General features: G+C 66.7%; 27 protein-coding genes and 1 riboswitch. Of the genes, 8 read left to right on the forward strand and 19 right to left on the reverse strand.

Features of this window, described 5'->3' with window-relative positions; all coding sequences use genetic code 11:
• Nucleotides 1-3: 3 nt before the first annotated feature.
• Genes cobC through cobO form a run of 9 tightly spaced genes read right to left on the reverse strand, consistent with a single transcriptional unit; the run spans nt 4 to nt 8,073 of the window.
• The gene (cobC, locus tag RAM80_RS10020; protein ID WP_416426206.1) at nt 4-579 is read right to left on the reverse strand and encodes an alpha-ribazole phosphatase family protein; all 576 of its coding nucleotides are present in this window, start codon (nt 577-579) and stop codon (nt 4-6) included.
• The gene (cobT, locus tag RAM80_RS10025; RefSeq protein ID WP_416426208.1) at nt 576-1,631 is read right to left on the reverse strand and encodes a nicotinate-nucleotide--dimethylbenzimidazole phosphoribosyltransferase; all 1,056 of its coding nucleotides are present in this window, start codon (nt 1,629-1,631) and stop codon (nt 576-578) included. Before cobT ends, cobC begins: the two co-directional genes overlap by 4 nt.
• The gene (gene cobU / locus RAM80_RS10030) at nt 1,628-2,149 is read right to left on the reverse strand and encodes a bifunctional adenosylcobinamide kinase/adenosylcobinamide-phosphate guanylyltransferase (protein ID WP_416426210.1); all 522 of its coding nucleotides are present in this window, start codon (nt 2,147-2,149) and stop codon (nt 1,628-1,630) included. The genes cobT and cobU overlap by 4 nt, the downstream gene beginning before the upstream one ends.
• Nucleotides 2,137-3,603 (reverse strand): cobyric acid synthase, encoded by a 1,467-nt coding sequence (locus RAM80_RS10035; RefSeq protein WP_416427444.1) that lies wholly within the window; start codon nt 3,601-3,603, stop codon nt 2,137-2,139. Before RAM80_RS10035 ends, cobU begins: the two co-directional genes overlap by 13 nt.
• 8 nt (nt 3,604-3,611) lie before the next feature.
• A complete protein-coding gene (gene cobD / locus RAM80_RS10040; RefSeq protein WP_416426212.1) occupies nt 3,612-4,604 on the reverse strand; it encodes a threonine-phosphate decarboxylase CobD in 993 nt (330 codons plus the stop codon).
• On the reverse strand, nt 4,597-5,505 hold the full coding sequence (gene cbiB, locus RAM80_RS10045) for an adenosylcobinamide-phosphate synthase CbiB (protein ID WP_416426214.1): 909 nt from the start codon (nt 5,503-5,505) through the stop codon (nt 4,597-4,599). The genes cobD and cbiB overlap by 8 nt, the downstream gene beginning before the upstream one ends.
• A complete protein-coding gene (bluB, locus tag RAM80_RS10050; RefSeq protein ID WP_416426216.1) occupies nt 5,502-6,152 on the reverse strand; it encodes a 5,6-dimethylbenzimidazole synthase in 651 nt (216 codons plus the stop codon). Before bluB ends, cbiB begins: the two co-directional genes overlap by 4 nt.
• Nucleotides 6,152-7,465, reverse strand: a complete 1,314-nt coding sequence (locus RAM80_RS10055; RefSeq protein ID WP_416426218.1) for a cobyrinate a,c-diamide synthase — start codon at nt 7,463-7,465, stop codon at nt 6,152-6,154. The genes bluB and RAM80_RS10055 overlap by 1 nt, the downstream gene beginning before the upstream one ends.
• On the reverse strand, nt 7,462-8,073 hold the full coding sequence (cobO, locus tag RAM80_RS10060) for a cob(I)yrinic acid a,c-diamide adenosyltransferase (RefSeq protein ID WP_416426219.1): 612 nt from the start codon (nt 8,071-8,073) through the stop codon (nt 7,462-7,464). Before cobO ends, RAM80_RS10055 begins: the two co-directional genes overlap by 4 nt.
• A gap of 131 nt (nt 8,074-8,204) precedes the next feature.
• Nucleotides 8,205-8,433, reverse strand: a riboswitch (cobalamin riboswitch).
• Nucleotides 8,434-8,680: 247 nt separating this feature from the next.
• On the opposite strand from cobO, the gene RAM80_RS10065 reads away from it, so the two are divergent.
• Entirely contained in the window at nt 8,681-9,997 is a 1,317-nt protein-coding gene (locus tag RAM80_RS10065) for a PQQ-dependent sugar dehydrogenase (RefSeq protein WP_416426221.1), read from the forward strand.
• Between the two features lie 81 nt (nt 9,998-10,078).
• On the opposite strand, the gene RAM80_RS10070 is transcribed toward RAM80_RS10065, so the two are convergent.
• From RAM80_RS10070 to RAM80_RS10095, 6 genes are all read right to left on the reverse strand, one after another.
• A complete protein-coding gene (locus tag RAM80_RS10070) occupies nt 10,079-10,618 on the reverse strand; it encodes a C40 family peptidase (RefSeq protein WP_416426223.1) in 540 nt (179 codons plus the stop codon).
• 112 nt (nt 10,619-10,730) lie between these two features.
• On the reverse strand, nt 10,731-11,366 hold the full coding sequence (locus RAM80_RS10075; protein WP_416426224.1) for a C40 family peptidase: 636 nt from the start codon (nt 11,364-11,366) through the stop codon (nt 10,731-10,733).
• A 67-nt stretch (nt 11,367-11,433) separates the two neighbouring features.
• On the reverse strand, nt 11,434-12,207 hold the full coding sequence (locus RAM80_RS10080) for an NAD-dependent deacylase (protein WP_416426225.1): 774 nt from the start codon (nt 12,205-12,207) through the stop codon (nt 11,434-11,436).
• Entirely contained in the window at nt 12,201-12,905 is a 705-nt protein-coding gene (gene hda / locus RAM80_RS10085) for a DnaA regulatory inactivator Hda (RefSeq protein ID WP_416426226.1), read from the reverse strand. The genes RAM80_RS10080 and hda overlap by 7 nt, the downstream gene beginning before the upstream one ends.
• Nucleotides 12,906-13,064: 159 nt before the next feature.
• Nucleotides 13,065-14,138 (reverse strand): AI-2E family transporter, encoded by a 1,074-nt coding sequence (locus tag RAM80_RS10090; protein ID WP_416426228.1) that lies wholly within the window; start codon nt 14,136-14,138, stop codon nt 13,065-13,067.
• A gap of 39 nt (nt 14,139-14,177) precedes the next feature.
• Nucleotides 14,178-15,230 (reverse strand): DUF2066 domain-containing protein, encoded by a 1,053-nt coding sequence (locus tag RAM80_RS10095; RefSeq protein WP_416426230.1) that lies wholly within the window; start codon nt 15,228-15,230, stop codon nt 14,178-14,180.
• A gap of 391 nt (nt 15,231-15,621) precedes the next feature.
• Here RAM80_RS10095 and purM point away from each other — a divergent pair, with 391 nt between their 5' ends.
• From purM to RAM80_RS10110, 3 genes are read left to right on the forward strand one after another with little or no spacing between them, the layout of a single operon-like run.
• Nucleotides 15,622-16,680: a phosphoribosylformylglycinamidine cyclo-ligase gene (purM, locus tag RAM80_RS10100; RefSeq protein WP_416426231.1), complete on the forward strand. Its 1,059-nt coding sequence runs from the start codon at nt 15,622-15,624 to the stop codon at nt 16,678-16,680.
• A gap of 11 nt (nt 16,681-16,691) precedes the next feature.
• Complete coding sequence (gene purN / locus RAM80_RS10105; RefSeq protein ID WP_416427445.1) at nt 16,692-17,348, forward strand: phosphoribosylglycinamide formyltransferase; 657 nt, start codon at nt 16,692-16,694, stop codon at nt 17,346-17,348.
• A gap of 8 nt (nt 17,349-17,356) precedes the next feature.
• On the forward strand, nt 17,357-18,067 hold the full coding sequence (locus RAM80_RS10110) for a DUF3108 domain-containing protein (protein WP_416426232.1): 711 nt from the start codon (nt 17,357-17,359) through the stop codon (nt 18,065-18,067).
• Between the two features lie 142 nt (nt 18,068-18,209).
• On the opposite strand, the gene grxD is transcribed toward RAM80_RS10110, so the two are convergent.
• The 3 genes from grxD to RAM80_RS10125 form a co-directional block, all read right to left on the reverse strand.
• Nucleotides 18,210-18,548 (reverse strand): Grx4 family monothiol glutaredoxin, encoded by a 339-nt coding sequence (gene grxD, locus RAM80_RS10115; RefSeq protein ID WP_158154208.1) that lies wholly within the window; start codon nt 18,546-18,548, stop codon nt 18,210-18,212.
• A 97-nt stretch (nt 18,549-18,645) separates the two neighbouring features.
• Nucleotides 18,646-20,736, reverse strand: coding sequence for a molybdopterin oxidoreductase family protein (locus RAM80_RS10120; protein WP_416426233.1), 2,091 nt, complete (start codon nt 20,734-20,736; stop codon nt 18,646-18,648).
• Between the two features lie 106 nt (nt 20,737-20,842).
• Nucleotides 20,843-21,136 (reverse strand): hypothetical protein, encoded by a 294-nt coding sequence (locus tag RAM80_RS10125; protein ID WP_416426235.1) that lies wholly within the window; start codon nt 21,134-21,136, stop codon nt 20,843-20,845.
• Between the two features lie 379 nt (nt 21,137-21,515).
• Here RAM80_RS10125 and argF point away from each other — a divergent pair, with 379 nt between their 5' ends.
• Together argF and RAM80_RS10135 are read left to right on the forward strand one after the other, a co-directional pair.
• On the forward strand, nt 21,516-22,436 hold the full coding sequence (argF, locus tag RAM80_RS10130) for an ornithine carbamoyltransferase (protein WP_416426237.1): 921 nt from the start codon (nt 21,516-21,518) through the stop codon (nt 22,434-22,436).
• A complete protein-coding gene (locus tag RAM80_RS10135; protein WP_416426238.1) occupies nt 22,433-23,476 on the forward strand; it encodes an ABC transporter ATP-binding protein in 1,044 nt (347 codons plus the stop codon). The genes argF and RAM80_RS10135 overlap by 4 nt, the downstream gene beginning before the upstream one ends.
• 1 nt (nt 23,477) lies before the next feature.
• Here the strand turns inward: RAM80_RS10135 and ybaK are convergent, their stop codons facing one another.
• A complete protein-coding gene (gene ybaK / locus RAM80_RS10140; RefSeq protein ID WP_416426240.1) occupies nt 23,478-23,948 on the reverse strand; it encodes a Cys-tRNA(Pro) deacylase in 471 nt (156 codons plus the stop codon).
• 357 nt (nt 23,949-24,305) lie between these two features.
• Between ybaK and RAM80_RS10145 the strand changes: the two genes are divergently transcribed.
• Both RAM80_RS10145 and glpK read left to right on the forward strand, forming a co-directional pair.
• On the forward strand, nt 24,306-25,157 hold the full coding sequence (locus RAM80_RS10145) for an MIP/aquaporin family protein (protein ID WP_416426242.1): 852 nt from the start codon (nt 24,306-24,308) through the stop codon (nt 25,155-25,157).
• Nucleotides 25,158-25,221: 64 nt separating this feature from the next.
• Nucleotides 25,222-26,724 (forward strand): glycerol kinase GlpK, encoded by a 1,503-nt coding sequence (gene glpK, locus RAM80_RS10150; protein WP_416426244.1) that lies wholly within the window; start codon nt 25,222-25,224, stop codon nt 26,722-26,724.
• Nucleotides 26,725-26,783 lie beyond the last annotated feature (59 nt).

Here is a 26,783-nt window from a genome sequence, read left to right on the forward strand (position 1 = left end):
GGCTCAGGCGTCCTCGCGCAGGTGGCCGTCGGCAGCCACCGCCAGGGTGAACAGGCTGCCATTGCCCGCCTCCACCGACAGCAACTGCTCGCGCGGCAAGCCACGAGCGCGGGCCAGCAGCAGGCGCATCACGCCGCCGTGGCAAACCACCAGCAGGCGCTGGCCGGCATAGGCCGCCTGCAAACGCTCGACCGCCCCCAGCACCCGCGCGCTGAACGCCAGCACCGGTTCGCCGTTAGGCGGCGTGAAGCCGTAGGGGTCGGCCCAGAACAGGCCCAGGCCACGTTCGTCGGTCTCCATGAGTTCGGCGGCGCTGCGCCCTTCCCAGTCGCCGAAGTGCAGCTCCTGCAAGCCCGGCTCCAGGCTCAGCGGCAGCTGCCGCTCGGCCGCCAGCGCCTCGGCGAACAGCCGGCAACGCTGCAGCGGCGAGCTGATGATGCGGTCCCAGCCGCCGCGCTCGGCCACGGCATCGCGCATCTGCTGCCAGCCATGGGCGGTCAGCGCGTCGTCGATGCTGCCGCGCAGGCCGCCACCCTGTTCGGTTTCGCCGTGGCGCAGCAGGTCCAGCACCAGGGTCATTCGGCGCGGTCCGCCACCGCGGCTTCGGCGAAGGTCGCCATCTGCCCGTGCAGGTCGCAGGCCAGGCGCAGCAGCGGCACGGCCAGGGCGGCGCCGCTGGCCTCGCCCAGGCGCAGGCCCAGGTCCAGCAGCGGCTGGGCGTCCAGCGCCGCCAGCACATGGCGGTGGCCCGGTTCGGCGCCACGGTGGCCGAACAGCAGCCAGTCACGGCAACCGGGGTTCAGGCGCGTGGCCACCAGGGCGGCGACGGTGCAGATGTAGCCGTCCACCAGCACGGCGATGCCAGCCTGGGCAGCAGCGAGATAAGCACCGACCAGGGCCACCACTTCGAAACCACCGAAGCACAGCAGGCGTTCCAGCGGGTCGGCGGGCAGGTTGGCGTGAGTCTCCAGCGCGCGCTGGATGACCTGGGCCTTGTGGCTGACGCCCGCAGCGTCGAGGCCGGTGCCGGGGCCGGCGAGGTCGGTGATCGGGCAATCCAGCAAGGCGCAGGCCAAGGCCGCGGCCGAGCTGGTGTTGCCGATGCCCATCTCGCCGCCGATGAACAGCTGGGTGCCGGCGGCCAGGGCGCGCTGCACGCTGTCGCGGCCAACCTGCAGGGCCTGCTCGCCCTGGGCGCGGGTCATGGCCGGCTCCTTGGCGAAGTTGCGGGTGCCCGGGCCGACGCGTTCGTGGCGCACGCCGGGCAGGTTGTCGACGGCGCTGGCGGTGCCCAGGTCGACCACTTCCAGTTGCGCGCCCAGCTGGCGGGCAAGCACGCTGATGGCCGCGCCGCCATTGACGAAGTTGAGCAGCATCTGCCAGGTGACTTCCTGCGGGTACGGCGACACGCCCTCGGCGACGATGCCGTGGTCACCGGCGAAAATGCTGATCCAGACCTTGTCCACCGCCGGCTTCAGGCGGTGTTGCAGGCCGGCCAGTTGCACCGCCACGTCCTCCAGCGGGCCCAGCGAACCGGCCGGCTTGGTCAGCTGGCGCTGGCGTTCCTGGGCCTGTTGCAGCACCAGGGTGTCGATGGGCTGGCACGGGTTCAGCCACCAGGCATTGCTCATGTGTCGGTTCCTTTCAGGGTAAGGGGCAGGCCGGCGACGGTCAGGGTCACGCACTGGCAGCGTTCGGCCAGGGCCTGGTGCAACAGGCCGGCCTCGTCCACGTAGCGACGGGTCAGTTCGCCCAGGGGCACGACGCCGAGGCCGGTCTCGTTGCTGACAAAAATGATTTCGCCCGGCAGCTGGGCCAGGCACTGCAGCAGCGCCTCGCGCTCGTGGGCCAGGCGTGCGGGGTCTTCGAGCATCAGCAGGTTGGTCAGCCACAGGGTCAGGCAGTCCACCAGCAGGCAGCGCTCGGCGCTGGCGTGTTCACGCAGCACCCGCGCCAGCTCCACCGGTTCTTCCACCAGGCCCCAGTGCTCGGGGCGGCGCTGGCGGTGCAGGCGCACCCGCTCGTTCATCTCGCCGTCCAGCGGCTGACTGGTAGCAATGTAGGTCACGGCCAGGCCGCTGTCGGCGGCGCGCTGTTCGGCCAGGCGGCTCTTGCCCGAGCGGGCGCCACCGAGGATCAGTTGCAGCATGCCGGCGCCTCCTGTGGCAGGCCGCACAGGGCGCGCAGGCGGTCGGTGTCGAGGTGCTTTTCCACCAGGTCCGCCAGGCGTTCGATGTCCACTTCGCGCAGGGCGTGGTAGTCCACGTCCTGCACGTCTTCAAGGCCAGCCCAGCGCAGCAGCGCGCTGCTGGATGCCGATGCCTCGAACAAGCCGTGCAAATAGGTGCCCAGCACCTGGCCGTCGTCGCTGATGGCGCCGTCGCAGCGGCCGTCGTCCAGTTGCACCAGGGGCTTTGCCAGCGCCGGGCCACGGGTGACCCCGGCATGGATTTCATAGCCGACCACGGCCGCGTCTTCCAGGCTCAGGCGGCCCTGGACGTTGCGCAGCTGCTTCTCGCGTTCCAGCGTGGTCTCGTAGGCCAGCAAGCCCAGGCCCGGGCTGGAACCGGGCGCGCCTTCCAGGCCCAGCGGGTCGTGCACCTGCTGGCCGAGCATCTGCAGGCCGCCGCAGATGCCCAGCAGCTTGCCGCCGTAGCGCAGGTGGCGGGCGATGGCGCCCTCCCAGCCCTGGGCGCGCAGGTAGGCAAGGTCGCTGCGCACGCTCTTGGAGCCGGGCAGGATGATCAGGTCGGCCGGCGGAATGCTGTCGCCGGGGCCGATGAACTGCAGGTCCACCTGGGGGTGCAGGCGCAGCGGGTCGAAGTCGGTGTGGTTGCTGATGCGCGGCAGCACCGGCACGATCACCTTCAGCACCTGGGCGGCCTTGTCGGCCTGGCGCCGGTCCAGGCCGTCCTCGGCTTCCAGGTGCAGGTCCAGCACATAGGGCAGCACGCCGATTACCGGCTTGCCGGTGCGCGCCTCCAGCCAGTCCAGGCCCGGTTGCAGCAGGGCGATGTCGCCGCGGAAACGGTTGATGATGAAGCCCTGTACCCGCGCCTGCTCGCTGGGCGACAGCAGTTCCAGGGTGCCCACCAGGTGCGCGAACACGCCGCCACGGTTGATGTCGGCGATCAGCAGCACCGGGCAATCCACCGCTTCGGCAAAACCCATGTTGGCGATGTCGCCGGCGCGCAGGTTGATCTCGGCCGGCGAACCGGCGCCTTCCACCATCACCACCGGGTACTGCTGGCTCAGGCGCTGGTGCGAGGCCAGCACCGCCTGCATGGCGATGGCCTTGTAGTCGTGGTAGGCCACGGCGTTCATGGTGGTGACCGCGCGGCCATGGATGATCACCTGGGCGCCGGTGTCGCTGTTGGGCTTGAGCAGCACCGGGTTCATATCGGTGTGCGGCGCCAGGTACGCGGCCTGGGCCTGCACCGCCTGGGCACGGCCAATCTCGCCACCGTCGGCGGTGACCGCGCTGTTGAGCGCCATGTTCTGCGGCTTGAACGGCACCACCGCCACGCCCTGGCGGGTCAGCCAGCGGCACAGCGCGGTCACCAGGGTGCTCTTGCCGGCATCGGAGGTGGTGCCCTGCACCATCAATGTACTCACGGGTGTTCCTCGTTGAAGGCTTGCAGCGCCTGCTCCAGGCGCAGCCAGTCGGGCTCTTCGGGTGGCAGGCCGAAGCGCACGCTACTGGTGGCGACGAACAGGCGCACGAGAATGCCGCGCTGGGCCAGGAACGCGTGCAGCGCCACGGCCTTGTCGGTGACCAGCCACTGGAACAGCGCGCAGCCGCCATGGGGCGCCAGCCCGAACTGCGCCAGCAGGCCGGCCAGGCGCAGGCTGGCCAGTTCGCTGCGCTCGATCATGCGCTGGTGCCCGGCAGTGTCGCCCAGGCAGGCCTGGCCGAGAATGCGCGTGGGCCCGCTGACGGCCCAGGGGCCGACCTGCTCGGCCAGCAGCTGGAGAAACTTTTTCTGCCCCAGCACAAAGCCCAGGCGCACCCCGGCCAGGCCGAAGAACTTGCCGAACGAGCGCAGCACGATCAGGCCCGTGCGCTCCACGTGGGGCGCCAGGCTGACCGCCGGGGTGTTGTCCATGAAGGCTTCGTCCACCACCAGCCAGCCGCCGCGCTGGGCCAGCCGCGCGTGCCAGTCCAGCAGGCGGCTGGCGGGCAGCACGCGGCCGGTGGGGTTGTTGGGGTTGACCACCACCAGCACGTCGAGGCTGTCGAGGAAGAAGTCCACCTCGCTCTCGCTGACCTCGCGCACCAGGTGCCCAGCGCGGCGCCAGGCCTCGGCGTGCTCGGCGTAGCACGGCGACAGCACGCCGATCTTGCCACCCCGGCGCAGGCGCGGCAGCAGCTGGATGGCGCACTGGGAGCCGGGCACCGGCAGCACCTGGTTGACCCCATAGTAGGCGCAGGCCGCCGCTTCCAGGCCGTCGTCGGTTTCCGGCAGGCGCGCCCAGGCGCGCTCGGGAATCGCCGGGATCGGCCAGGGCCAGGGCGCCAGGCCGCTGGACAGGTCGAGCCAGTCGGCCTCGGCGATGCCGTATTGCTGCGCGGCCTTGCGCAGTCGTCCACCGTGCTCAAGCATAGAATTGCCCTCCCACACACAGGATCAGCAGCCACAGCCACACACCGCGCTGCACCAGTTGCCAGCCGCGGTCGATGGCGTCGGCGTCGGCCGCCGGGCCTTCGCCCAGGGTCGCGCGCTCATGCAGCTCGCCATGATAGACCGCCGGGCCACCCAGCTCGACGCCCAGGGCGCCAGCACCGGCAGCCATGACCGGGCCGGCGTTGGGGCTGTCCCACTTCGGCGCCTGCTGGCGCCAGCAGCGCAGGGCCAGGCGGGTCTTGCCCAGCACCGCGTAGGTCAGGGCCACCAGCCGTGCAGGAATATAGTTGAGGACGTCGTCGATGCGCGCTGCCGCCCAGCCGAAACGTTCGAAGCGCTCGTTGCGGTAGCCCCACATGGCGTCCAAGGTATTGCTCAGGCGGTACAGCACCACGCCCGGCGCGCCGGCCACGGCAAACCAGAACAGCGCGGCGAACACCGCGTCGCTGCCGTTCTCCAGCACCGACTCGGTGGCGGCGCGCGCCACGGCGTTGGCGTCCAGCTCGCTGGTCTGGCGGCTGACCAGGTAGCCCACGCGAGTGCGGGCGGTGTCCAGGTCATCGCTGCGCAGGGCCTGGGCCACGGGCGCCACGTGCTCACCGAGGCTGCGCAGGCCCAGGGCGCAGTACAGCGCCAGGATTTCCACCAGGGTGCCCACGTATGGCAGCCAGGACAGCAGCGTGGCCAGCAGGGTCAAGGGGATGACGGCCAGGAACCAGGCCGTCACGCCGTGGCTGCGCCAGCCACGGCCGCCGCCGTTGAAACGGCGCTCCAGGCGGTCGGCCAGGCGCCCGAAGGCTACCAGCGGGTGACGGCTCTTCGGCTCGCCAAGCAGGGCATCCAGCGCCACGCCGGCAACGGTGACCAGGGCGATGCTCATGGCTTAACCCCCCAGTGGTTCTCATACAGCATCTCGCTCAACGGCTTGGCCTCGGCCCAGCCTTCCATCACCAGCATGGGCGATGGGTAGAATTCGGTCACCGGGCCCAGGCACAGCACGGCCATGGGCTTGGCGCCGGCGGGCAGCCCCAGCAGGTCGGCCAGGGCCTGGGGGTCGAACAGCGACACCCAGCCCATGCCCAGGCCTTCGGCACGCGCCGCCAGCCACAGGTTCTGGATAGCGCAGGACAGCGACGCCAGGTCCATCTCCGGCAAGGTACGGCGGCCGAAGATGTAGCGCTCGCGGTCGTCCATCAGCGCCGCCACCAGCACCTCGGCGCAGTCGTTGATGCCTTCCACCTTGAGCTTCATGAACTCGTCCGAGCGCTCGCCCAGGGCCTCGGCGGTGCGCACCCGCTCGTCCTCCACCACCGCCTGGATACGCTCGCGCAGGGCGCGGTCGCTGATGCGGATGAAGCGCCAGGGCTGCATCAGGCCGACGCTGGGCGCCTGGTGCGCAGCGTGCAGCAGGCGCGCCAGCAGTTGCGGGGCGACGTCGCCGCCGGCGAAGTGGCGCATGTCGCGGCGCTCACCGATGGCTCGGTAGATGGCCGCGCGCTCGGCGGGGGTGTAGGCGTTGTCAGTCATCAAATGTGCGAGGCCCCTTTGGGGCAGAACAGGGCGGCGACGGCCGCCGGGTTGGACGGGAAATAGAAGTGCACGTACGACGCCGTGAGGCGGCCATCACGGTACACCGCCTCGGCGCCGCGGCCACCGTTGGGGCTGAGGCCACGGGCGATGGGCTCAAGCGCGGTGCTGGTCAGCGAATGGTGGTAGGTGTGGCCGCGCAGGGTGCCTTCGGGCAGCTCCACGGCTTGCAGGGCCAGGGCCGCCAGGCGCTTTTGCATCACCGCTTCGCCAGCTAGCAGGCCCAGCAGCTCGGCGCGCTGGCCGTCAACGTCGGTCAGGGCGTCCAGCAGGTAGAGCATGCCGCCACATTCGGCCAGCAGTGGCTTGCCTTCGGCGTGGTGGCCGCGAATCGCCGCCAGCATCGGTGCGTTGGCGGCCAGGGTGTGGTGGTGCAGTTCCGGGTAGCCACCGGGCAGGTACAGGCTGTCGCAGGGCGGCAGCTGCTGGTCATGCACCGGCGAGAAGAAGCTCAGCTCGGCGCCCATGGCGCGCAGCAGGTCGAGGCTGGCGCCGTAGGTGAAGGCGAAGGCCTCGTCACGGGCGACGGCAATGCGCACGCCGGCCAGCAGCGGTTCGCACGGCACCGGGGTGGGCGCAGCGAAGGTCACCGGCGGTGGCAGCGCGACTTCGCAGCTTGCCGCCAGGGCATTGGCGGCCGCGTCCAGGCGCAGGTCCAGGTCGTTCAGCTCGCTGGCCTGCACCAGGCCCAAATGGCGGCTGGGCAGTTCGATGCCGGTCTCGCGAGACAACGCGCCGTACCAGCGCAGGCCTTCGGTGAGGCTGCCTTCAAGCAGTTGCGCGTGGCGCAGGGTGCCGACGCGGTTGGCCAGCACGCCGGCGAACGGCAGGTCCGGCTGGTAGCGCGCCAGGCCCAGGGCCAGGGCGCCGAAGGTCTGGGCCATGGCGGTGCCGTCGATCACGCCCAGCACCGGCACGCCGAAGTGCCGCGCCAGGTCGGCGCTGCTGGGGGTGCCGTCGAACAGGCCCATCACGCCCTCGATCAGGATCAGGTCGGCCTCGGCCGCCGCTTCCCACAGCAGGCGCCGGCTTTCCTCGGCGCCCACCATCCACAGGTCGAGCTGGTACACCGGCGCGCCACTGGCCCGTTCCAGGATCATGGGGTCGAGGAAATCCGGCCCGCACTTGAACACCCGCACCTTGCGCCCCTGGTTGCGGTGCAGGCGCGCCAGGGCGGCGGTGACGGTGGTCTTGCCCTGGCCAGAAGCGGGTGCTGCGATCAGCACCGCCGGGCAATGACGCGGCTGGGTCATAGCTCGATGCCCTTCTGGGCACGAATGCCGGCCTGGAAGGCGTGCTTGAGCATGCCCATCTCGGTGACGGTGTCGGCCAGTTCGACCATCTCGTCCTTGGCGCCACGGCCGGTGACCACCACGTGCTGCATGGCGGGACGCGCCTGCAGGTCGGCCAGCACCTGGTCGAGGTCCAGGTAGCCGTGCTTGAGGGCGATGTTCAGTTCATCGAGAATCACCAGGCCGATGCTCTCATCCTGCAACAGGCCACGGGACACTTCCCAGGCGGCCTGGGCGGCGGCGATGTCACGCTGGCGGTCCTGGGTTTCCCAGGTAAAGCCCTCGCCCATCACGTGGTAGCGCACCTGCTCGGGGAAGCGGCGGAAGAACAACTCTTCGCCGGTGGCGTTACGGCCCTTGATGAACTGCACCACGCCGCACTGCATGCCGTGGCCCATGGCGCGCGCGAGCATGCCGAAGGCCGAGCTGCTCTTGCCCTTGCCGTTGCCGCTCAGCACCAGCAGCAGCCCGCATTCGTTGGGCGCATTGGCAATGCGCTCGTCAATGATCGCCTTCTTGCGCAACATGCGCGCCAGATGGCGTTGTTCACGTTCCTGGAATTCACTCATCGCAGCTCTCCGCTACACCTGCACACAGGCGACATCGACGAAAAGCCGCCGCCCGGACGGACGCAGCACAGACTCGTCAATGCCGCTCTCACCCGCGCGACAGAACAAAAGGGGACCGGCAAGCCAGCGGCTTGCCAAGAAGGGTTCCAGGCCGGTCTCCGGACTCATGAGCGGGGGCATGCACACCCGGGGCCACGCGCCTTCCCGAGCCAATTCGGCCCAGTGGCGCCATGCGCGACCTTGACTCATTTACCGTTGCGGGGGCAGCGCCGGGCTCGCACGCCTGCGGCGGCTCACCGGCTTCCCTGTTTCACCCTGCCAGCCGTGGGGCTGCAGGGCACCTGAAACACGCCGGGAAGGTTAGAGGGTTGGGGGTGGGAGGTCAATTAAAGCTCGCCATACCTCCCCTGTAGCAGCTGCCGCCAGGCGGCGTCCGGCCCTGACGCGGCCTGGCTATTGCACCGCAGCGCCTGTGGACGCGGCCTTCGGCCGCTGCTACGGAACTCCCCGTAGCAGCGGCCAAAGGCCGCGTCACAGGGTTTTATTGGAACCACTGCCCTACCCCGCCCCTCTACAGCACATACCTCCGCCTCAGCGAGCAATTACAATGCACAAGACCCGCCTGGCCCTGATCATCCTCGCCTCCAGCACGCTGCTGGCCTGCGGCGAGTCCTCGACCCTGAAGGTGGCCGACGGCACCGGCCCGCACCCGCAGCTGCCAGCACCGAACAAGACACTGATCCCCACGGTGAACATCGCCGACGCCATCGGCTGGCCCGACGGCGAGAAACCCCAACCGGCCAAGGGCACCCAGGTGGCCGCCTTCGCCGAGGGCCTGGACCACCCGCGCTGGCTGTACGTGCTGCCCAACGGCGACGTGCTGGTGGCCGAGACCAACGCGCCGCCCAAGCCCGAGGACGCCAAGGGCATCAAGGGCTGGGTGATGAAGAAGGTCATGGGCAAGGCCGGCGCGGGGGTGCCCAGCGCCAACCGCATCACTCTGCTGCGCGACACCGACGGCGACGGCGTGGCCGACACCCGTACGGTGTTCATCGCCAACCTCAACTCGCCGTTCGGCATGACCCTGGTGGGCAGCGACCTGTACGTGGCCGACACCGATGCCCTGCTGCGCTTCCATTACGACACCGGCGCCACCGCCATCAGCGGCCAGGGCACCAAGGTGACGGACCTGCCGGGCGGGCCGCTCAACCACCACTGGACCAAGAACGTCATCGCCAGCCCCTCGGGCAACAAGCTGTACGTCACCGTGGGCTCCAACAGCAACGTCGGCGAGAACGGCCTGGACAAGGAAGAAGGCCGCGCGGCGATCTGGGAGGTGGACCGCGCCAGCGGCGAGCACCGCATCTACGCCTCCGGCCTGCGCAACCCCAACGGCATGGGCTTCGAGCCGCAGACCGGGCAGTTGTGGACCTCAGTCAACGAACGCGACGAGATCGGCAGCGACCTGGTGCCTGACTACATCACCTCGGTGAAGGACGGCGGCTTCTATGGCTGGCCGTTCAGCTACTACGGCCAGCACATCGACAACCGTGTCAGCCCGCAGAACCCGGCACTGGTGGCCAAGGCCATCGCCCCGGACTACGCCGTGGGCCCGCACACCGCTTCCATCGGTTTCACCTTTGCCAGCACCAGCGGCGGGCTGGCGGCGCCGTTCAACCATGGCGCCTACGTAAGCCAGCACGGTTCGTGGAACCGCAAGCCACACAGTGGCTACAAAGTGATTTTCGTGCCGTTCGTGGACGGCAAGCCCAGCGGCCAGCCGATCGACGTGCTGACCGGGTTCCTCAACGACAAGGAACAGGCCATGGGCCGGCCGGTGGGCGTGACCGAGGACCACAAGGGCGGGGTGCTGGTGGCGGATGACGTGGGGAACAAGATCTGGCGGATTACGGCTGAGAAGTAAACAACCTGTGGGAGCTGGCTTGCCAGCGAGCTTTGGGGGAAACCCGAACAGCTCGCTGGCAAGCCAGCTCCCACAGGCGCATCAAGGGTTATGCGCCAGGCTTGCTGGTTGCAGCACGCGCTTGGCGTTCAGGTAGGCGTGTTGCCAATACGGCTTGTTGAGGTAGTCCAGCTTCACCGTGCCACCTGTGGCCGGCGCATGCACGAAGCGGCCCTCGCCCACGTAGATGCCGGCATGGCTGACCTGCGAACCACCGCTGGTGGCGAAGAAGATCAGGTCACCGGACTGCAAGGCATCCTTGCTGACATCGGGGGCGCGCATGCTGATCATTTCCCGCGTGGAGCGCGGCAGGCTGATGCCGGCCGCGTCGCGATAGACGTAGGCGATCAGGCCGCTGCAGTCAAAGCCCGAATCCGGCGTGTTGCCGCCCCAGCGGTATGGGGTGCCGACCAGCCCGATGGCGCGCATCAGGACGTCATCGGCCTGGGGAGACAGGGGCTGCTGGGGAGCTGAAACAAAAGGTTGATACACCGGCGCAGGCGCAGGTGGCGGCTTGTGGCCAGCGCAGGCGGTGAGCAGGCCTGCGAAGAGTAATAGCGCGAAACGGGCCGTTAGCGACATAAACAGAACCATCCTGATTCAACTGCCGTTGAAGACTAGCTTGTATTCCCGAAAACGCGCAACGGCGGCACACTTTTCAGTGCGCCGCCGCTGCGAGTACCGCCCAGACTGCTTACTTGCGTGCGATAGTCGTGGTCGGTGCCATGGCCAAGGCACGCTTGGCTTCGATAAAGGTCTTGCTCCAGTAGGCGTCATCGAGGCTGTCGATGCGCACGCCGCCGCTACGGTGGCTGCTGGAGTGGATGAACTGGTCATCGCCCAGGTAGATGCCGGCGTGGCTCACGCGACCACGGCCACGGGTGCTGAAGAACAGCAGGTCACCGGGCTTGAGGTTGTTGCGGGCTACCAGGGGGGCCTTGACGTTGATCATGTCACGCGTGGAACGCGGCAGGGTCATGCCGGCCTCCTCGCGGAACAGGTAACCGATGAAGCCGCTGCAATCGAAGCCCGATTCAGTGGAACCACCGGTGCGATAGCGGGTGCCGATCAGCGATTTGCCGCGTTCCAGGATGCTGTCAGCCAGCATGGGCATCTGGTAGGGCTTGCTGTTCTCGGAGAAGTCAGCCAGTTCCTTTTCGGTATCCAGCTCTTCTTCTTGGAAATTCAGGGTTACAGCTTTCGCCTGGGCCTGGGACTGTGGAGTCACCGGGTTGAGAGCCTGTTGCTGCGATACCGGCGTATGAGCCGCGCAGCCGAAAAGCAGGGTCACGAGTGCGAGGGGCACGAGGGGTGCGAAGCGCTTTAGCATGGGCACGACCGTGTCTGTAATAGTTAAGAAGACGCGACTATGCCCGCTATCAAATCCATTTGCAAATTCAATCGAAAAAAATGTGACTCAGCAGTTTCGGCATGACTTCTAACGCCCTACTCTCAAAAAACACGTCCATGCTGGCAGAAAGCCCGCTTCGCAATGGGTTGATCTCAATGGCAAACCCGCCAGCGGCGCGGGTTTCAGCGATGGGCGCGTTGATGTAGGGGAAGCTTGCCGTGGTGCCGATCACCAGCACCACCTCGAAACCGATCGCCATTTGCCGATACAGCGCCTCAATCGCCCGCTCGGGCAGCATTTCCTCGAAAAGCACCACGGAAGGCCGCATAACGCCATTACAGACGTTGCAGCGCGGCGGCAGTGGCTGACCAAGGATTTCCCGCAAATCATCGCGTACAGCGCCACAGGCGCGACAGAACAGTGGCGCCAATTCCCCGTGAATTTCAATTAACCGTTCGTCGGGACTTCCTGCCTGACGGTGATAACCGTCAATGTTTTGCGTCAGCACCCAGCACTCCGGCTTGGCTTTCTGCAGCTGGGCAATGGCGTGGTGCGCCGCATTGGGTTGCGCGCCCAGGCAGGCCTCGCCCAGCTGCGCCAGGTATTTCCAGCACAGCACCGGGTCGCGTTCGAGCATGGGCCCCGACAAGGCTTTTTCGATGGGCAGGCCTTCGCTGGTGGTGCCGTTGTACAGGCCACCCAGGCCACGGTAGGTGGGCAAACCGGAGTCGGCGGAGAGGCCGGCACCGGTAATCACCAGGATGCGCCGGGCATCACGCAGGGCAGCGCCGGCGCGGGCCAGCAGCTGCGGGTCTACCAACCCAGGGTTTCCTTGAGGAAGGGAATGGTCAGCTTGCGCTGGGCCTGCAGCGAGGCCTGGTCCAGGCGCTCCAGCAGGTCGAACAGCGCGCTCATGCTGCGGGTACCACGAGTGAGGATGAAGTGCCCGACCTCGTCGGTGAGGTGCAGGCCGCGGCGCGAGGCGCGCAACTGCAGGGCACGCAGCTTGTCTTCGTCCGACAGCGGGCGCATCTGGAAGATCAGCGCCATGGTCAGGCGCGACTTCAGGTCCGGCAGCCTCACCGCCAACTCGCGCGGCGAATGGGAGGCGGCGATCAACAGGCGCCGGCCGCTGTCGCGCAGGCGGTTGAACAGGTGGAACATGGCCTCTTCCCACTCGGGCTTGCCGGCAATGACCTGCAGGTCGTCCAGGCACACCAGCTCGTACTGTTCCAGGTAATCGAGGATTTCCACGCCGCGGTCGAGCAGCTGCGCCAGGGGCAGGTACACCGCCGGCTCGCCCATCTGCTCGAAGCGCAGGCACGCGGCCTGCAGCAGATGGGTACGGCCCACGCCCTGCTTGCCCCACAAGTAGATCAGGCTTTCGGTCCAGCCGGCGTCGGCTTCGCACAGGCGTTCGACGTAGCCGAGTGCAGCGGCATTGGCGCCTGGATAGTAATTGATGAAGGTAGCGTCATCACGCAGACGCACACCTAAGGGCAGCTGAATCGGTTTCATGCTGGCTGACGGTTCTGGCGAACCGCAGGGGGCCTCTGTGTGAAGTTAGCAAAGTTTATACCCGTGACGCCGGGCGCACAATGCAACAGACCACAAGCAAAATCAAAGGTTTGCATTCATTTGCACACCCGCTGCCGCAACAGCGGGTGCACGGCGCCATTACAGGTCGGGGTCTTCCTGGCCGCCGTAGATGTCCGATTCCTTATACAGATCATGGGCATGGCGCAGCAGCACCATGATCACAGCGGCCACCGGCAGCGCCAGCAGTACGCCGGCGAAACCGAACAGTTCGCCGCCGGCGAGGATGGCGAAGATCACCGCCACCGGGTGCAGGCCGATGCGGTCGCCCACCAGCATCGGCGTCAACACCATGCCTTCGAGCAGTTGCCCCACCAGGAATACCGCGCCAATGCCCATCAGCGGGTAGATGTCGCCGCCGAACTGGAACAGCCCGGTGATCATCGCCGCGCTGATGCCGATGATGAAGCCCATGTACGGCACGATGGCGGCGAGGCCGGCGATCAGGCCGATCAGCAGGCCCAGTTCCACCCCCACCAGCATCAGACCGGCAGCGTAGATGATGCCCAGCGCCAGCATCACCAGCAGCTGGCCACGCACGAATGCGCCCAGCACCTCGTGGCACTCCTTGGCCAGGGCGACGATCTTGCCCTCGCGGTGGCGCGGCAGCAGGCTGCGGATCTTGGCCATCATCAGGTCCCAGTCGCGCAGCAGGTAGAAACCCACCACCGGGATCAGCACCAGGTTGGTCAGCCAGCCGATCAGCGCCAGGCTGGAGGCCGTGGCCTGGCTCAGCACCACGCCGACGATGTCGGTGGTCTGGCCCATGTGCTCGGTGATCGCGGCCTTGATCTTGTCGAACTTCCAGAAGCCGTCGGCCAGGCCCAGCTTGGCCTGCACCCACGGCAGGGCGACGTGCTGCAGCCAGTCCAGCACCTGCGGCGCCAGCTCGTACAGGCGCACGAACTGCTTGGCCAGCAGCGGCACCAGCACCAGCAAGGCAATCATGAACACCAGGGTGAACAGCGAGAAGACCACGATCACGCCCCAGGTGCGCGACAGGCCGACCTTTTCCAGGCGGTCCACCAGCGGATCCGCCATGTAGGCCAGCACGATCGCCACCAGGAACGGCGACAGGATGGGGTGCAGGAAGTACACGAACAGGCAGAGCAGGAGCACCGCCCCCGCCCAGACCCAACGACGCATGTCAGTCATCAAACCACCCAAGCCTTATATAAAGAGAAGATCGCTGCATTACCAATGGAAGCGCAGGCCAGGGGCAGGTTGCGGTGCAGGGGCTGGCGCGGCGCCAGGCGCCAGCGGCTGGGTAGCGACCACGGGCGCCGCTTCCGGCGGCAGCTCGCTGAGCTTGCCCAGCGCCAGTTGCGCGCGCAGTTGGTCGCTGCTGCCGCTGACCTGGTAGACCACCTTGTCGCCATCCACGGATTTCAGCTTGGCGTTGAAGGGTTCCAGCAGGCGGCCCAGGGCCGCGTAGTGCTCCAGGGTCATGCCTTCGACCTGCAGGCTCATGTCAGTGCTGGCACCGCCGCCGGCCTTGACCACGTAGCGCGGCGCCAGGCGCTCGCTCACGGCCAGCAGCACGGCATCGGCCAGGGCGGCGGGGTCGTCGCCCTCGGCCTTGCCCTGCTCGGGGCGGTCGCCCAGGTACAGGTGCCATTGGGCGCTCCACTTGCCGCCTTCCTGCCTGGCGTGCACCGCCAGCAGGCCGTCGGCGCCATAGCGTTCGGAGGCCGCGCGCAGCGGCGTGGCGTCGCTGCCGTCCAGGGTCTTGGCGGTGCCCAGGGACTGCTCGCCCAGGTCGGCCAGCGGCAAGCGCAGCGGCAGGCCACGGTGCTGGGCGGCGCGGCGCAGGGGTTCGGCGGTGGGCTGGCCGTCGCCGACCAGGTTGGCGCCGTCGGTGCCTTCGTTCAGCCACCAGGCCAGCACGCTGGGGCGGTTGTTGCCCCAGGTGGGCAGGCCGGCCTGGCGCAGGGCGTTGTCGGTGCTGGCCTGGTCGAAGTCCACGCGCAGGCTCTCGGGCGGGCCGGCCTCATAGCCGAACTGGCTGATGATCTGCTGCGGGTCCTTGCGCACGGCCGCAAGGCCGGCGGCGCTGACCGCCTTGGGGTCGCCGGTGAGGCGCAGCACCAGGGTCTCGAGCGCACGCTGGGTGGCCGCGTCGCGCTCTTCGGGGCTCTGGCCGCCCACGGTTTCGCGGACCTGGTAGAGGTTCTTGACGGTTTCGGCGTGAGCGGCCAGGGCGAACACCGACAGGCAGCCGACTAAAAGGTAGTTACACAGACGCATGGAAGATTCCCGACGGGCAATAAGCGGACTGAGGCTTGTGACCACAGTTTCAAGCAAAACATTCAAGCCGCCCATTGAAGTTTTCGTAATGCGCCTACTATAGCGTGTCAGGGATGTGGGAGCTGGCTTGCCAGCGAGCTTTTGATGCCCCCAAAAAGCTCGCTGGCAAGCCAGCTCCCACATTTCATCCTGCCCCGCCAGGGTGTTTTTTAATTAAATGCAGCCCTGCCCGTCGGCCTGAGGATGGCCGCACAGGGGCAAGCCTGATAAAATCGCGCGCCTTCGCAGACCAACGACGGTTGGCCGATTGGAAATACCCGGCAACGGTATTTCCGGGCAGCCCGCCGCTTGCGGTCGATTTTTCGAATCCCTCCCTCTAAAGGCCTGGATCATGAGCAAGCAACCCTCCCTGAGCTACAAGGACGCCGGTGTAGACATCGACGCCGGTGAAGCATTGGTCGAACGCATCAAGAGCGTCGCCAAGCGTACTGCGCGTCCTGAAGTCATGGGCGGCCTGGGCGGTTTCGGCGCCCTCTGTGAGATCCCGGCCGGCTACAAGCAGCCTGTCCTGGTCTCGGGCACCGACGGCGTGGGCACCAAGCTGCGCCTGGCACTGAACCTGAACAAGCACGACAGCATCGGCATCGACCTGGTGGCCATGTGCGTCAACGACCTGGTGGTGTGCGGCGCCGAGCCCCTGTTCTTCTTGGACTACTACGCCACCGGCAAGCTGAACGTGGACACCGCCGCCCAGGTAGTGACCGGTATCGGCGCTGGCTGCGAACTGTCGGGTTGCTCGCTGGTAGGCGGCGAAACCGCTGAGATGCCAGGCATGTACGAAGGCGAGGACTACGACCTGGCCGGCTTCTGCGTGGGCGTGGTCGAGAAGGCCGAGATCATCGACGGCTCGAAAGTCGCCACCGGTGACGCCCTGCTGGCCCTGCCATCGTCCGGCCCGCACTCCAACGGCTACTCGCTGATCCGCAAGATCATCGAAGTGTCGGGTGCCGACATCGAGAACACCCAGCTGGACGGCAAGCCACTGACCGACCTGCTGATGGCCCCGACCCGCATCTACGTCAAGCCCCTGCTCAAGCTGATCAAGGACACTGGCGCCGTCAAGGCCATGGCCCACATCACCGGTGGCGGCCTGCTGGACAACATCCCGCGCGTGCTGCCAAAAGGCGCCCAGGCCGTGGTTGACGTGGCCAGCTGGCAGCGCCCGGCGGTATTCGACTGGCTGCAGGAAAAAGGCAACGTCGACGAGCACGAAATGCACCGCGTGCTGAACTGCGGCGTGGGCATGGTCATCTGCGTGGCCCAGGAACACGTCGACGTGGCCCTGCAAACCCTGCGTGACGCTGGCGAGCAGCCATGGGTCATCGGCCAGATCGGCGTTGCCGCCGAAGGCGCCCCACAGGTCGAGCTGAAGAACGTCAAGGCACACTGATGCACGAACAGATGCCCGCACGCTGTAACGTAGTGGTGCTGCTCTCCGGCACCGGCAGCAACCTGCAGGCCCTGATCGATAGCGTGAACCAGCAGGCCGGGACCCACCCGGCCCGCATCCGCGCGGTGATCTCCAACCGCGCCGATGCCTACGGCCTGGAACGCGCCCGCCACGCCGGTATCGACACCGCCGTGCTCGACCACAAGGCGTTCGAAGGCCGCGAAGCCTTCGACGCCGCGCTGGTCGAACTCATCGACGGCTTCAGCCCCGACCTGGTGGTGCTGGCCGGCTTCATGCGAATCCTGAGCCCAGGCTTCGTGCGCCACTATCAAGGGCGCCTGCTCAATATCCACCCTTCCCTGCTGCCCAGGTACAAAGGCCTGCACACCCATCAACGCGCCATCGAGGCCGGTGATGCCGAGCATGGCTGCAGTGTGCATTTCGTCACCGAGGAACTCGATGGCGGACCACTGGTCGTACAGGCAGCAATACCGGTACAGTTGGACGACACGCCGGTCACCCTGGCGCAGCGGGTCCATGCCCAGGAACACCAGATCTATCCGCTGGCCGTGCGCTGGTTCGCCGAAGGACGCTTGCGTCTGGACGCCCACGGTGCATTATTGGACGGCAAGCCCCTCGGGGCCAGCGGTCACTTGATTCGACCCTAGGAGATTTTATGCGTCGTGCCCTGCTGTTCTGCGCCGCGTTGCTGGCTTTGCCGGTACACGCTGCCGACCTGAAGCCCTTCACGGCCAGCTACACCGCCGACTGGAAACAGCTGCCCATGAGCGGCACCGCCTCGCGCAGCCTGGAAAAAGGTGCCAACGACACCTGGACCCTGAGCTTCAAGGCGTCGATGATGATTGCCAGCCTCACCGAGGAAAGCACCCTCACCGTCGACAAGGACGCGCTGCTGCCCAAGACCTACCACTTCGAACGTGGCGGCCTGGGCAAGCCGAAGAAGACCGACCTGGACTTCGACTGGTCGCAGAAAATGGTCACCGGCACCGACCGTGGCGACGCCGTCAAAGTGCCGCTCAACCGCGGCATGCTCGACAAGTCGACCTACCAGCTGGCCCTGCAGCGTGACGTGGCCGCCGGCAAGAAGAGCATGAGCTACCAGGTGGTGGACGGCGGCGACGTCGACACCTACGACTTCCGCGTGCTGGGCACCGAGAAGGTCGACACCAAGGCTGGCCAGGTCGACGCCATCAAGGTGGAGCGCGTGCGCGACCCCACGCAGAACAAGCGCACCACCGTGCTGTGGTTCGCCAAGGACTGGGACTACCTGCTGGTTCGCCTGCAACAGGTCGAGACCGACGGCAAGGAGTACAACATCATGCTGCAGGACGGTACCGTTGATGGCCGTTCGGTGAAAGGTAGCTGATTTGCAACGTTGGTGTGGGAGCTGGCTTGCCAGCGAGCTTTTAAGGGCCTCAAAAGCTCGCTGGCAAGCCAGCTCCCACACCCTTCAACAAAAAGCCCCGCTGTCTCACGACAGCGGGGCTTTTTGTTGAAGCGCAGGGCTATCAGGCGTTTTCGCCGGCCTTGGCTTTCTCGGCAGCGGCCTTGATCAGCGTCTGCAGCTCGCCGTTGGCGAACATTTCAGCAACGATGTCGCTACCGCCAACCAGCTCGCCGGCTACCCACAGCTGCGGGAAAGTCGGCCAGTTGGCGTACTTTGGCAGGTTCGCACGGATTTCCGGGTTCTGCAGGATATCCACATAAGCGAATTTCTCGCCGCACTGCATCACGCACTGCGACGCCTTCGACGAGAAGCCGCACTGCGGGGCGTTCGGCGAGCCTTTCATGTAAAGCAGAATGGTGTTGTTGGCAATCTGCTCTTTAATCGTTTCGATGATATCCATGGAGCACCTCGGCTTAGCTTTCCGACTCATAGGTCGACACGGTGACGCATTGTAACGGAAACCCGAGCGGCGCGCTCGGCCTTGCCGATGGAGCCGTTCACGCCGCCGCCACCCGCACCGGCACGCCGTTCAACGCCGCATTGCCGGAAACCTGGTCCAGCACCCGCTCGTCGGTCAGGTCGTTGGCACTGGCGCCAGGCTGGGCCTGGGCGATCTCCAGGCGCACACCATGGCGCGCGTGGCCGAAGCCGTGGGGCAGGCTGACCACGCCGGGCATCATCTCCAGGCTGCCCAGCACCTCCACCTCGACGCTGCCCACCCGCGACGTCACCCGCACCCGCTGGCCGTCCGCCAGGCCGCGGGCGGCCAGGTCATCGGGATGCATCAGCAACTGGTGGCGCGGCTTGCCCTTCACCAGGCGGTGGTAGTTGTGCATCCAGGAATTGTTGCTGCGCACGTGGCGGCGCCCCACCATCACCAGCTCATCGGCGCCCGGCATGGCTTGCGCGGCGAAGCGCTGCAGGTCTGCCAGCAGCACCGCTGGCGCCGCCTGGATGCGTTGGCCGGGGGTTTTCAGGCGCGCCGCAAGGTTGGGCTGCAGCGGCCCCAGGTCGAGGCCGTGGGGGTGCTCGGCCAGGGCCGCCAGGGACAGGCCCCACGGCCCGGCCTGCAAGCCACGGTCGATGAGCTGCGCCGGCGGCCAGGTGGGCTTCAGGGGCTTGCCGGCACGGGCGGCGAACGCCTCGGCCAGGCCGACGAAAATCTCCCAGTCGTGCAGCGCGCCGTCGGGCTTGGGCAGGATCGCGCGGTTGAAGCGGCTGACGTTGCGCACCGCGAACAGGTTGAAGGTGGTGTCGTAGTGGTCATTTTCCAGCGCCGAGGTCGACGGCAGGATCAGGTCGGCGTACCGCGTGGTCTCGTTGATGTACAGGTCGATGCTGAGCATGAACTCCAGGCCATCGAGGGCCTGTTCCAGCTGCCGGCCGTTAGGCGTGGACAGCACCGGGTTGCCGGCCACGGTGATCAGCGCCCGCACCTGCCCGTCACCTGCGGTGAGCATTTCCTCGGCCAGGGCCGACACCGGCAACTCGCCGCCGTACTCGGGCAGGCCGGAGACGCGGCTTTGCCAGCTATTGAAGTGGCCGCCGCCGGTGTTGGCCACCAGGTCCACCGCCGGCGTGGTGCACAGGGCACCGCCCACGCGGTCGAGGTTGCCGGTGACCAGGTTGATCAGCTGCACCAGCCAATGGCACAGGGTGCCGAACGCCTGGGTGGAGACGCCCATGCGCCCGTAGCACACGGCCTTGTCGGCGCCGGCGAACGCCCGCGCCAGCGCGCGGATGTCCGCTGCGGCCACGCCACAGCGCGAGCTCATGGCCTCGGCGCTGAAGCCGGCGATAGCCTCGCGTACCGACTGCAGGCCATCCACCGGCAGGTGGCTGGCGCGCGTCAGCCCTTCCTCGAACAGAGTGTTGAGCAGGCCCAGCAGCAGCGCCGCATCGCCACCGGGGCGAATGAACAGGTGCTGGCTGGCCATGGCCGCGGTCTCGCTGCGCCGGGGGTCGATCACCACCACCTTGCCGCCACGGGCCTGGATGGCCTTGAGGCGCTTCTCCACGTCCGGCACGGTCATGATGCTGCCGTTGGACGCCAGCGGGTTACCGCCCAGAATCAGCATGAAGTCGGTGTGATCGATATCCGGGATGGGCAGCAACAGCCCGTGGCCGTACATCAGGAAGCTGGACAGGTGATGGGGCAACTGGTCCACCGAGGTGGCCGAATAGCGGTTGCGGGTCTTCAGCAGGCCCAGGAAGTAATTACCGTGGGTCATCAGCCCGTAGTTGTGCACGCTGGGGTTGCCCTGGTAGATCGCCACGGCGTCCTGGCCATGGCGCTGCTGCAGGTCCCACAGGCGCGTGGCCACCGTGTCGAAGGCTTCCTGCCAGCTGATCGGCTGCCATTCGCTGCCCGTGCGCAGCATGGGCTGGCGCAGGCGGTCGGGGTCGTTCTGGATGTCCTGCAGGGCCACGGCCTTGGGGCAGATGTGGCCGCGGCTGAAGGTGTCCTGGGGGTCGCCCTTGATCGAGGTGATGGTCAGGTGCCCGGCGTCGTCGGCCTGGGTTTCGATATTGAGGCCGCAGATGGCCTCGCACAGGTGGCAGGCGCGGTGGTGCAGGGTCTTGGTCATGGCCAGTCTCGTCCAGGCAGCGGTAGCCGACTATGGAACGATAGTACCCAGTGCACCAGCACGCTTGGCGGGCTGAATCGGCCGGCATCAGGCCAGCCGATGATGCTCAGTTGGCCGGCAGGCCGGGGGGCGGTGCCTGCAGCTGGATCTCCACCACGGTCTCGACCTCTTCCTGGCCGATGGGCACGCCGGTCAGTTCGCCGATCAGCTTCCAATGCTCGTCCAGCCCGCCACTGATGGTGGCCATGCGGTCGATCATGCGCCTGGCCGCGCTGGCGGTGACCTCGTCATCGCTGCGCAGCAACTCGAACGACATGGACGTCATCGAGGCCGTCAGGTGCGTGAGCGTGCGCGCCGTCAGGCCCAGCAGCTCGAGCAGTTGTTGTTCTCTGGAATCCATTCACCCTCTCCGCGTATCGTGCAGGATACAGTCGTGTACCCATGGCTGGCAGTGTACGAAATGCGCACTGCGACGGCCAGCCGCAGGTTGATACCTGAGACAGGGTTAACGCTAGACAATTCCGGGCACGATTGCCAAGGGAACCGACGGGGGTGTAAAAAGCAGGGCCGGACGCTTGCGCACACGGCTTTTGAGACATGCCCTGAAACACTGTCCGTGATCGGAATATGAAACACATATTGGCGAGACGCGACATTTAATTATAAGATCGCGTCTTCCCTAATTTCGTCGCCGCGTGCGGCTTTCGCCGCAGGCCTCTCTCGTTTTTTTCAAAAGCTGGTCACGAGTGCTGCGGTACGTTGCAAAAAGGTAGTCAATGATGAGCGCAAGGCACTTTCTCTCCCTGATGGATTGCACGCCCGAAGAGCTTCTCAGCGTCATCCGTCGAGGCATCGAGCTCAAGGACCTGCGTAACCGCGGCGTGCTGTTCGAGCCGCTGAAGAACCGGGTACTGGGCATGATTTTCGAGAAATCCTCGACCCGTACCCGCCTGTCGTTCGAGGCCGGCATGATCCAGCTCGGCGGCCAGGCCATCTTCCTGTCCCCGCGCGACACCCAGCTGGGCCGTGGCGAGCCGATCGGCGACTGCGCCATCGTCATGTCGAGCATGCTCGACGCGGTGATGATCCGCACCTACGCCCACAGCACCCTGACCGAATTCGCCGCCAACTCGCGCGTGCCAGTGATCAACGGCCTGTCCGACGACCTGCACCCCTGCCAGTTGCTGGCCGACATGCAAACCTTCCTGGAACACCGCGGCAGCATCCAGGGCAAGACCGTGGCCTGGATCGGCGACGGCAACAACATGTGCAACAGCTATATAGAAGCGGCCATCCAGTTCGACTTCCAGCTGCGCGTGGCCTGCCCCGAAGGCTTCGAGCCCAACCCGCAGTTCCTGGCCCAGGCCGGCGACCGCGTGCAAGTGATGCGCGACCCCAAGGCCGCCGTGGCCGGCGCCCACCTGGTGAGCACCGACGTCTGGACCTCCATGGGCCAGGAAGAGGAAACCGCGCGCCGCCTGAAGCTGTTCGCGCCCTACCAGGTCAGCCGCGCGCTGCTGGACCTGGCCGCCGACGACGTGCTGTTCATGCACTGCCTGCCCGCCCACCGTGGCGAGGAGATCAGCATGGACGTGCTCGACGACCCGCGCGCCGTGGCGTGGGACCAGGCCGAGAACCGCCTGCACGCACAGAAGGCGCTGCTGGAGTTCCTGGTGGCCCCGGCCTACCGCCCGGCATGAGCCAGCCGCTGCTGGCGCTGCACCACCTGGCCTGCGGTTACCAGGGCCAGGCGGTGGTCGCCGACCTCAGCCTGCAGCTGCAGGCCGGTGACATCGGTTGCCTGCTGGGCGCCTCAGGGTGTGGCAAGACCACCACCCTGCGCGCCATCGCCGGCTTCGAGCCGGTGCACCAGGGCGAGATTCGCCTGGCCGGCGAGGTCATCTCCCGGCCAGGCTTCACCCTGGCCCCGGAAAAGCGCCGCCTCGGCATGGTGTTCCAGGACTACGCGCTGTTCCCCCACCTGACCGTGGCGCAGAACGTGGCGTTCGGCATCCGCCAGCACCCGCACCAGACCCGAGTGGTGGACGAGATGCTCGAGCTGGTGAACCTCACCGGCCTGGGCGCGCGTTACCCCCACGAGCTGTCCGGTGGCCAGCAGCAGCGTGTGGCCCTGGCCCGCGCGCTGGCGCCGCAACCGCAGCTGCTGCTACTGGACGAGCCGTTTTCCAACCTCGACGTGGAGCTGCGCCGACGCCTGAGCCAGGAAGTGCGCGACATCCTGAAAAGCCGCGGCACCAGCGCGATCCTGGTCACCCATGACCAGGAAGAGGCATTTTCGGTGAGCGACCAGGTCGGCGTCTTCCAGCAGGGGCGGCTGGAGCAGTGGGACACGCCTTACAACCTTTACCACCGCCCGCAGACGGCCTTCGTCGCCAGCTTCATCGGCCAGGGCTACTTCCTGCGCGGCACCGTGAGCGACGCGCAGTCGGTGCACACCGAACTGGGCGAGCTGCACGGCGACAGCGCCAGCGCCTGGCCGCGCGGCAGTGCCGTGGACGTGCTGCTGCGCCCGGACAACATCGTGCACGCCCCGGACAGCCCGGTGCAGGCACGCGTCACCGGCAAGCGCTTCCAGGGCGCGGCCACGCTGTACCAGCTGCAGCTGGGCAGCGGCAGCCAGGTGGAGGCGTTGTTGCCCAGCCACCTGGCCTGCGAGCCTGGCCAGCACATCGGCATTCGCCTGCGCAGCGAACACCTGGTGATGTTCGCCGCGGCTTGATTCAGGCCCGGCCGATGTCGGCGAACACCCCGCGGGTGTGTTCCGCCAGCAGGGCCGGCGCCAGCTCCACTTCCAGGCCTCGGCGCCCGGCACTGACGAACATCGTTGCCAACGGCTGCGCCGACTGGTCGATGAAGGTCCGCAGGCGCTTCTTCTGCCCCAACGGGCTGATACCCCCCAGCAGGTAACCGGTGGAGCGCTGGGCGGCGGCCGGGTCGGCCATCTCGCACTTCTTCACCCCGGCGGCGTGGGCCAGGCCCTTGAGGTCGAGGGTGCCAGCCACCGGCACCACGGCCACCAGCAACTCGCCCTTCTCGCTGCTGGCCAGCAGCGTCTTGAACACCTGGGCCGGGTTGAGCCCCAGCTTCTCCGCCGCTTCCAGGCCGTAGGAGGCCGCCTTGGGGTCGTGTTCGTAACTGTGCACGTGGTGTTCGGCACGGGCCTTTTTCAACAAATCCAACGCCGGGGTCATTTTCACTCCATGCATTCAAGGGTGGCAACTCGATATTACAGGCCATGGTACGTTGCAACAAATGTAGGAGCCGGCCTTGGCCGCGATGCGCCGCGCGGGCGGCGCTCGGGCTGAAGAACGCCATACACATCAAGACAAGCACCAGCACCGCCCAACCCCCGCCAGTCAGTTTCTGAATCATGGTTCATTTTCGACCTTTGACATAATCGTTTCTTGTCTATATTTTTTCGTTTCTGAATATCGCAAACCCTAGACCAGTTTGCGCACGCAACACATCCGCCGGTATGGGGTTTTACCGGCGGGTGCATGACTCGAGCGCCCGAACGGCGCCGCACAACAACAAAAAAGGTGTCAATGATGACGACTGCTCAGCAACAACCTGCGTTGTCCGGCCAGTGCATGGCCGAGTTTCTCGGAACCGCCCTCCTGATCTTCTTCGGCACCGGCTGTGTAGCGGCGCTCAAGGTGGCGGGCGCCAGCTTCGGGCTGTGGGAAATCAGCATCATCTGGGGGGTGGGCGTCAGCATGGCGATCTACCTGACCGCCGGGGTATCCGGCGCGCACCTGAGCCCCGCGGTGAGCATCGCCCTGTGCGTGTTTGCCGGCTTTGAAAAACGCAAGCTGCCCTTCTACATCCTGGCCCAGGTGGCGGGCGCGTTCTGTGGCGCAGCGCTGGTGTACACGCTGTACAGCAACCTGTTCTTCGATTACGAACAAGCCCACCACATGATCCGCGGCAGCCAGGAAAGCCTGGAACTGGCGTCGGTGTTCTCCACCTACCCGCACCCGTCGCTGTCCACCGCCCAGGCGTTCCTGGTGGAAATGGTGATCACCGCCATTCTCATGGGCGTGATCATGGCCCTGGGCGACGACCAGAACGGCCTGCCCCGCGGCCCGCTGGCGCCGCTGCTGATCGGCCTGCTGATTGCCGTGATCGGCAGCTCCATGGGCCCGCTGACCGGTTTCGCGATGAACCCGGCGCGCGATTTCGGGCCCAAGCTGATGACATTCTTCGCAGGTTGGGGCGAAATAGCCTTTACCGGCGGGCGTGACATCCCGTATTTCCTGGTGCCGATCTTCGCCCCGATCCTGGGTGCCTGCCTCGGCGCGGCTATTTACCGCGGCCTGCTGGCCCGCCACCTGCCCGCCGCCGCACCTGCTGGCGAAGCCGCCACCGACAACACCGGGAGCAAGGTACAGGCGTCCTAGACCAGCGCCCCCGAGTACCTTGAGCCGTATTCCCGACTTTTACTTTTCTTGAAAGGCCATTGCCATGACAGACCTTCAGAACAAGAACTACATCATCGCCCTGGACCAGGGCACCACCAGTTCGCGCGCGATCATTTTTGACCGCGACGCAAACGTTGTCTGCTCCAGCCAGAGCGAATTCCCTCAGCACTACCCGCAGCCGGGCTGGGTCGAGCACGACCCCATGGACATCTTCGCCACCCAGAGCGCGGTCATGGTCCAGGCCCTGGCCAAGGCCGGCCTGCACCACGACCAGGTAGCCGCCATCGGCATCACCAACCAGCGCGAAACCACCGTGGTGTGGGACAAGCACACCGGCCAGCCGGTGTACAACGCCATCGTCTGGCAGTGCCGCCGCAGCACCGAGATCTGCGAACAGCTCAAGCGTGACGGCCACGCCGAGTACATCCGCGAGACCACGGGCCTTGTCACCGACCCGTACTTCTCGGGCACCAAGCTGAAGTGGATCCTGGACAACGTCGAAGGCGCCCGCGAGCGCGCGCAGCAAGGCGACCTGCTGTTCGGCACCGTCGATACCTGGCTGATCTGGAAATTCTCCGGCGGCAAGGTGCACGTCACCGACTACACCAACGCCTCGCGCACCATGTTGTTCAACATCCATACCCTGCAATGGGATGACAAGATGCTGGACGTGCTGAACATTCCGCGCGAAATGCTCCCGGAAGTAAAAGGCTCGTCCGAGGTCTACGGCCGCACCAAGAGCGGCATCGCCATCGCCGGTATCGCCGGCGACCAGCAGGCCGCCCTGTTCGGCCAGATGTGCGTGGAGCCCGGCCAGGCCAAGAACACCTACGGCACTGGCTGCTTCCTGCTGATGAATACCGGCGACAAGGCCGTGAAGTCCAAGCACGGCATGCTCACCACCATCGCCTGCGGCCCGCGCGGCGAAGTGGCCTACGCCCTGGAAGGTGCGGTGTTCAACGGTGGCTCCACGGTGCAGTGGCTGCGCGACGAACTGAAACTGGTCAACGACGCCTACGACACCGAGTACTTCGCCAGCAAGGTCAAGGACAGCAACGGTGTGTACCTGGTGCCGGCCTTCACCGGCCTGGGCGCTCCGTACTGGGACCCCTATGCCCGCGGCGCGCTGTTCGGCCTGACCCGTGGCGTCAAGGTCGACCACATCATTCGTGCGGCGCTGGAATCCATCGCCTACCAGACCCGCGACGTGCTCGACGCCATGCAGCAGGACGCCGGCGAACGCCTGAAGGCCCTGCGCGTGGACGGCGGCGCGGTGGCCAACAACTTCCTCATGCAGTTCCAGGCCGACATCCTCGGCACCCAGGTGGAACGCCCGCAAATGCGCGAAACCACCGCCCTGGGCGCCGCCTACCTGGCTGGCCTGGCCGTGGGCTTCTGGGGCAGCCTGGAAGAACTGCGCGGCAAGGCGGTGATCGAGCGCGAGTTCGAACCACAGCTGGATGAGGCCGCCAAGGAGAAACTGTACGCCGGCTGGCGCAAGGCCGTGGACCGCACCCGCGACTGGGAACCCCACGAAGAAGCATGACACCCCGTTGTAGCAGCTGCCGCAGGCGGCGTCCCGGACACCTCGGTCGAGGCCCCGGA

Origin of the sequence: Pseudomonas sp. App30, from assembly GCF_047947025.1 — a bacterium.
In the GTDB taxonomy this organism is placed as follows: domain Bacteria; phylum Pseudomonadota; class Gammaproteobacteria; order Pseudomonadales; family Pseudomonadaceae; genus Aquipseudomonas.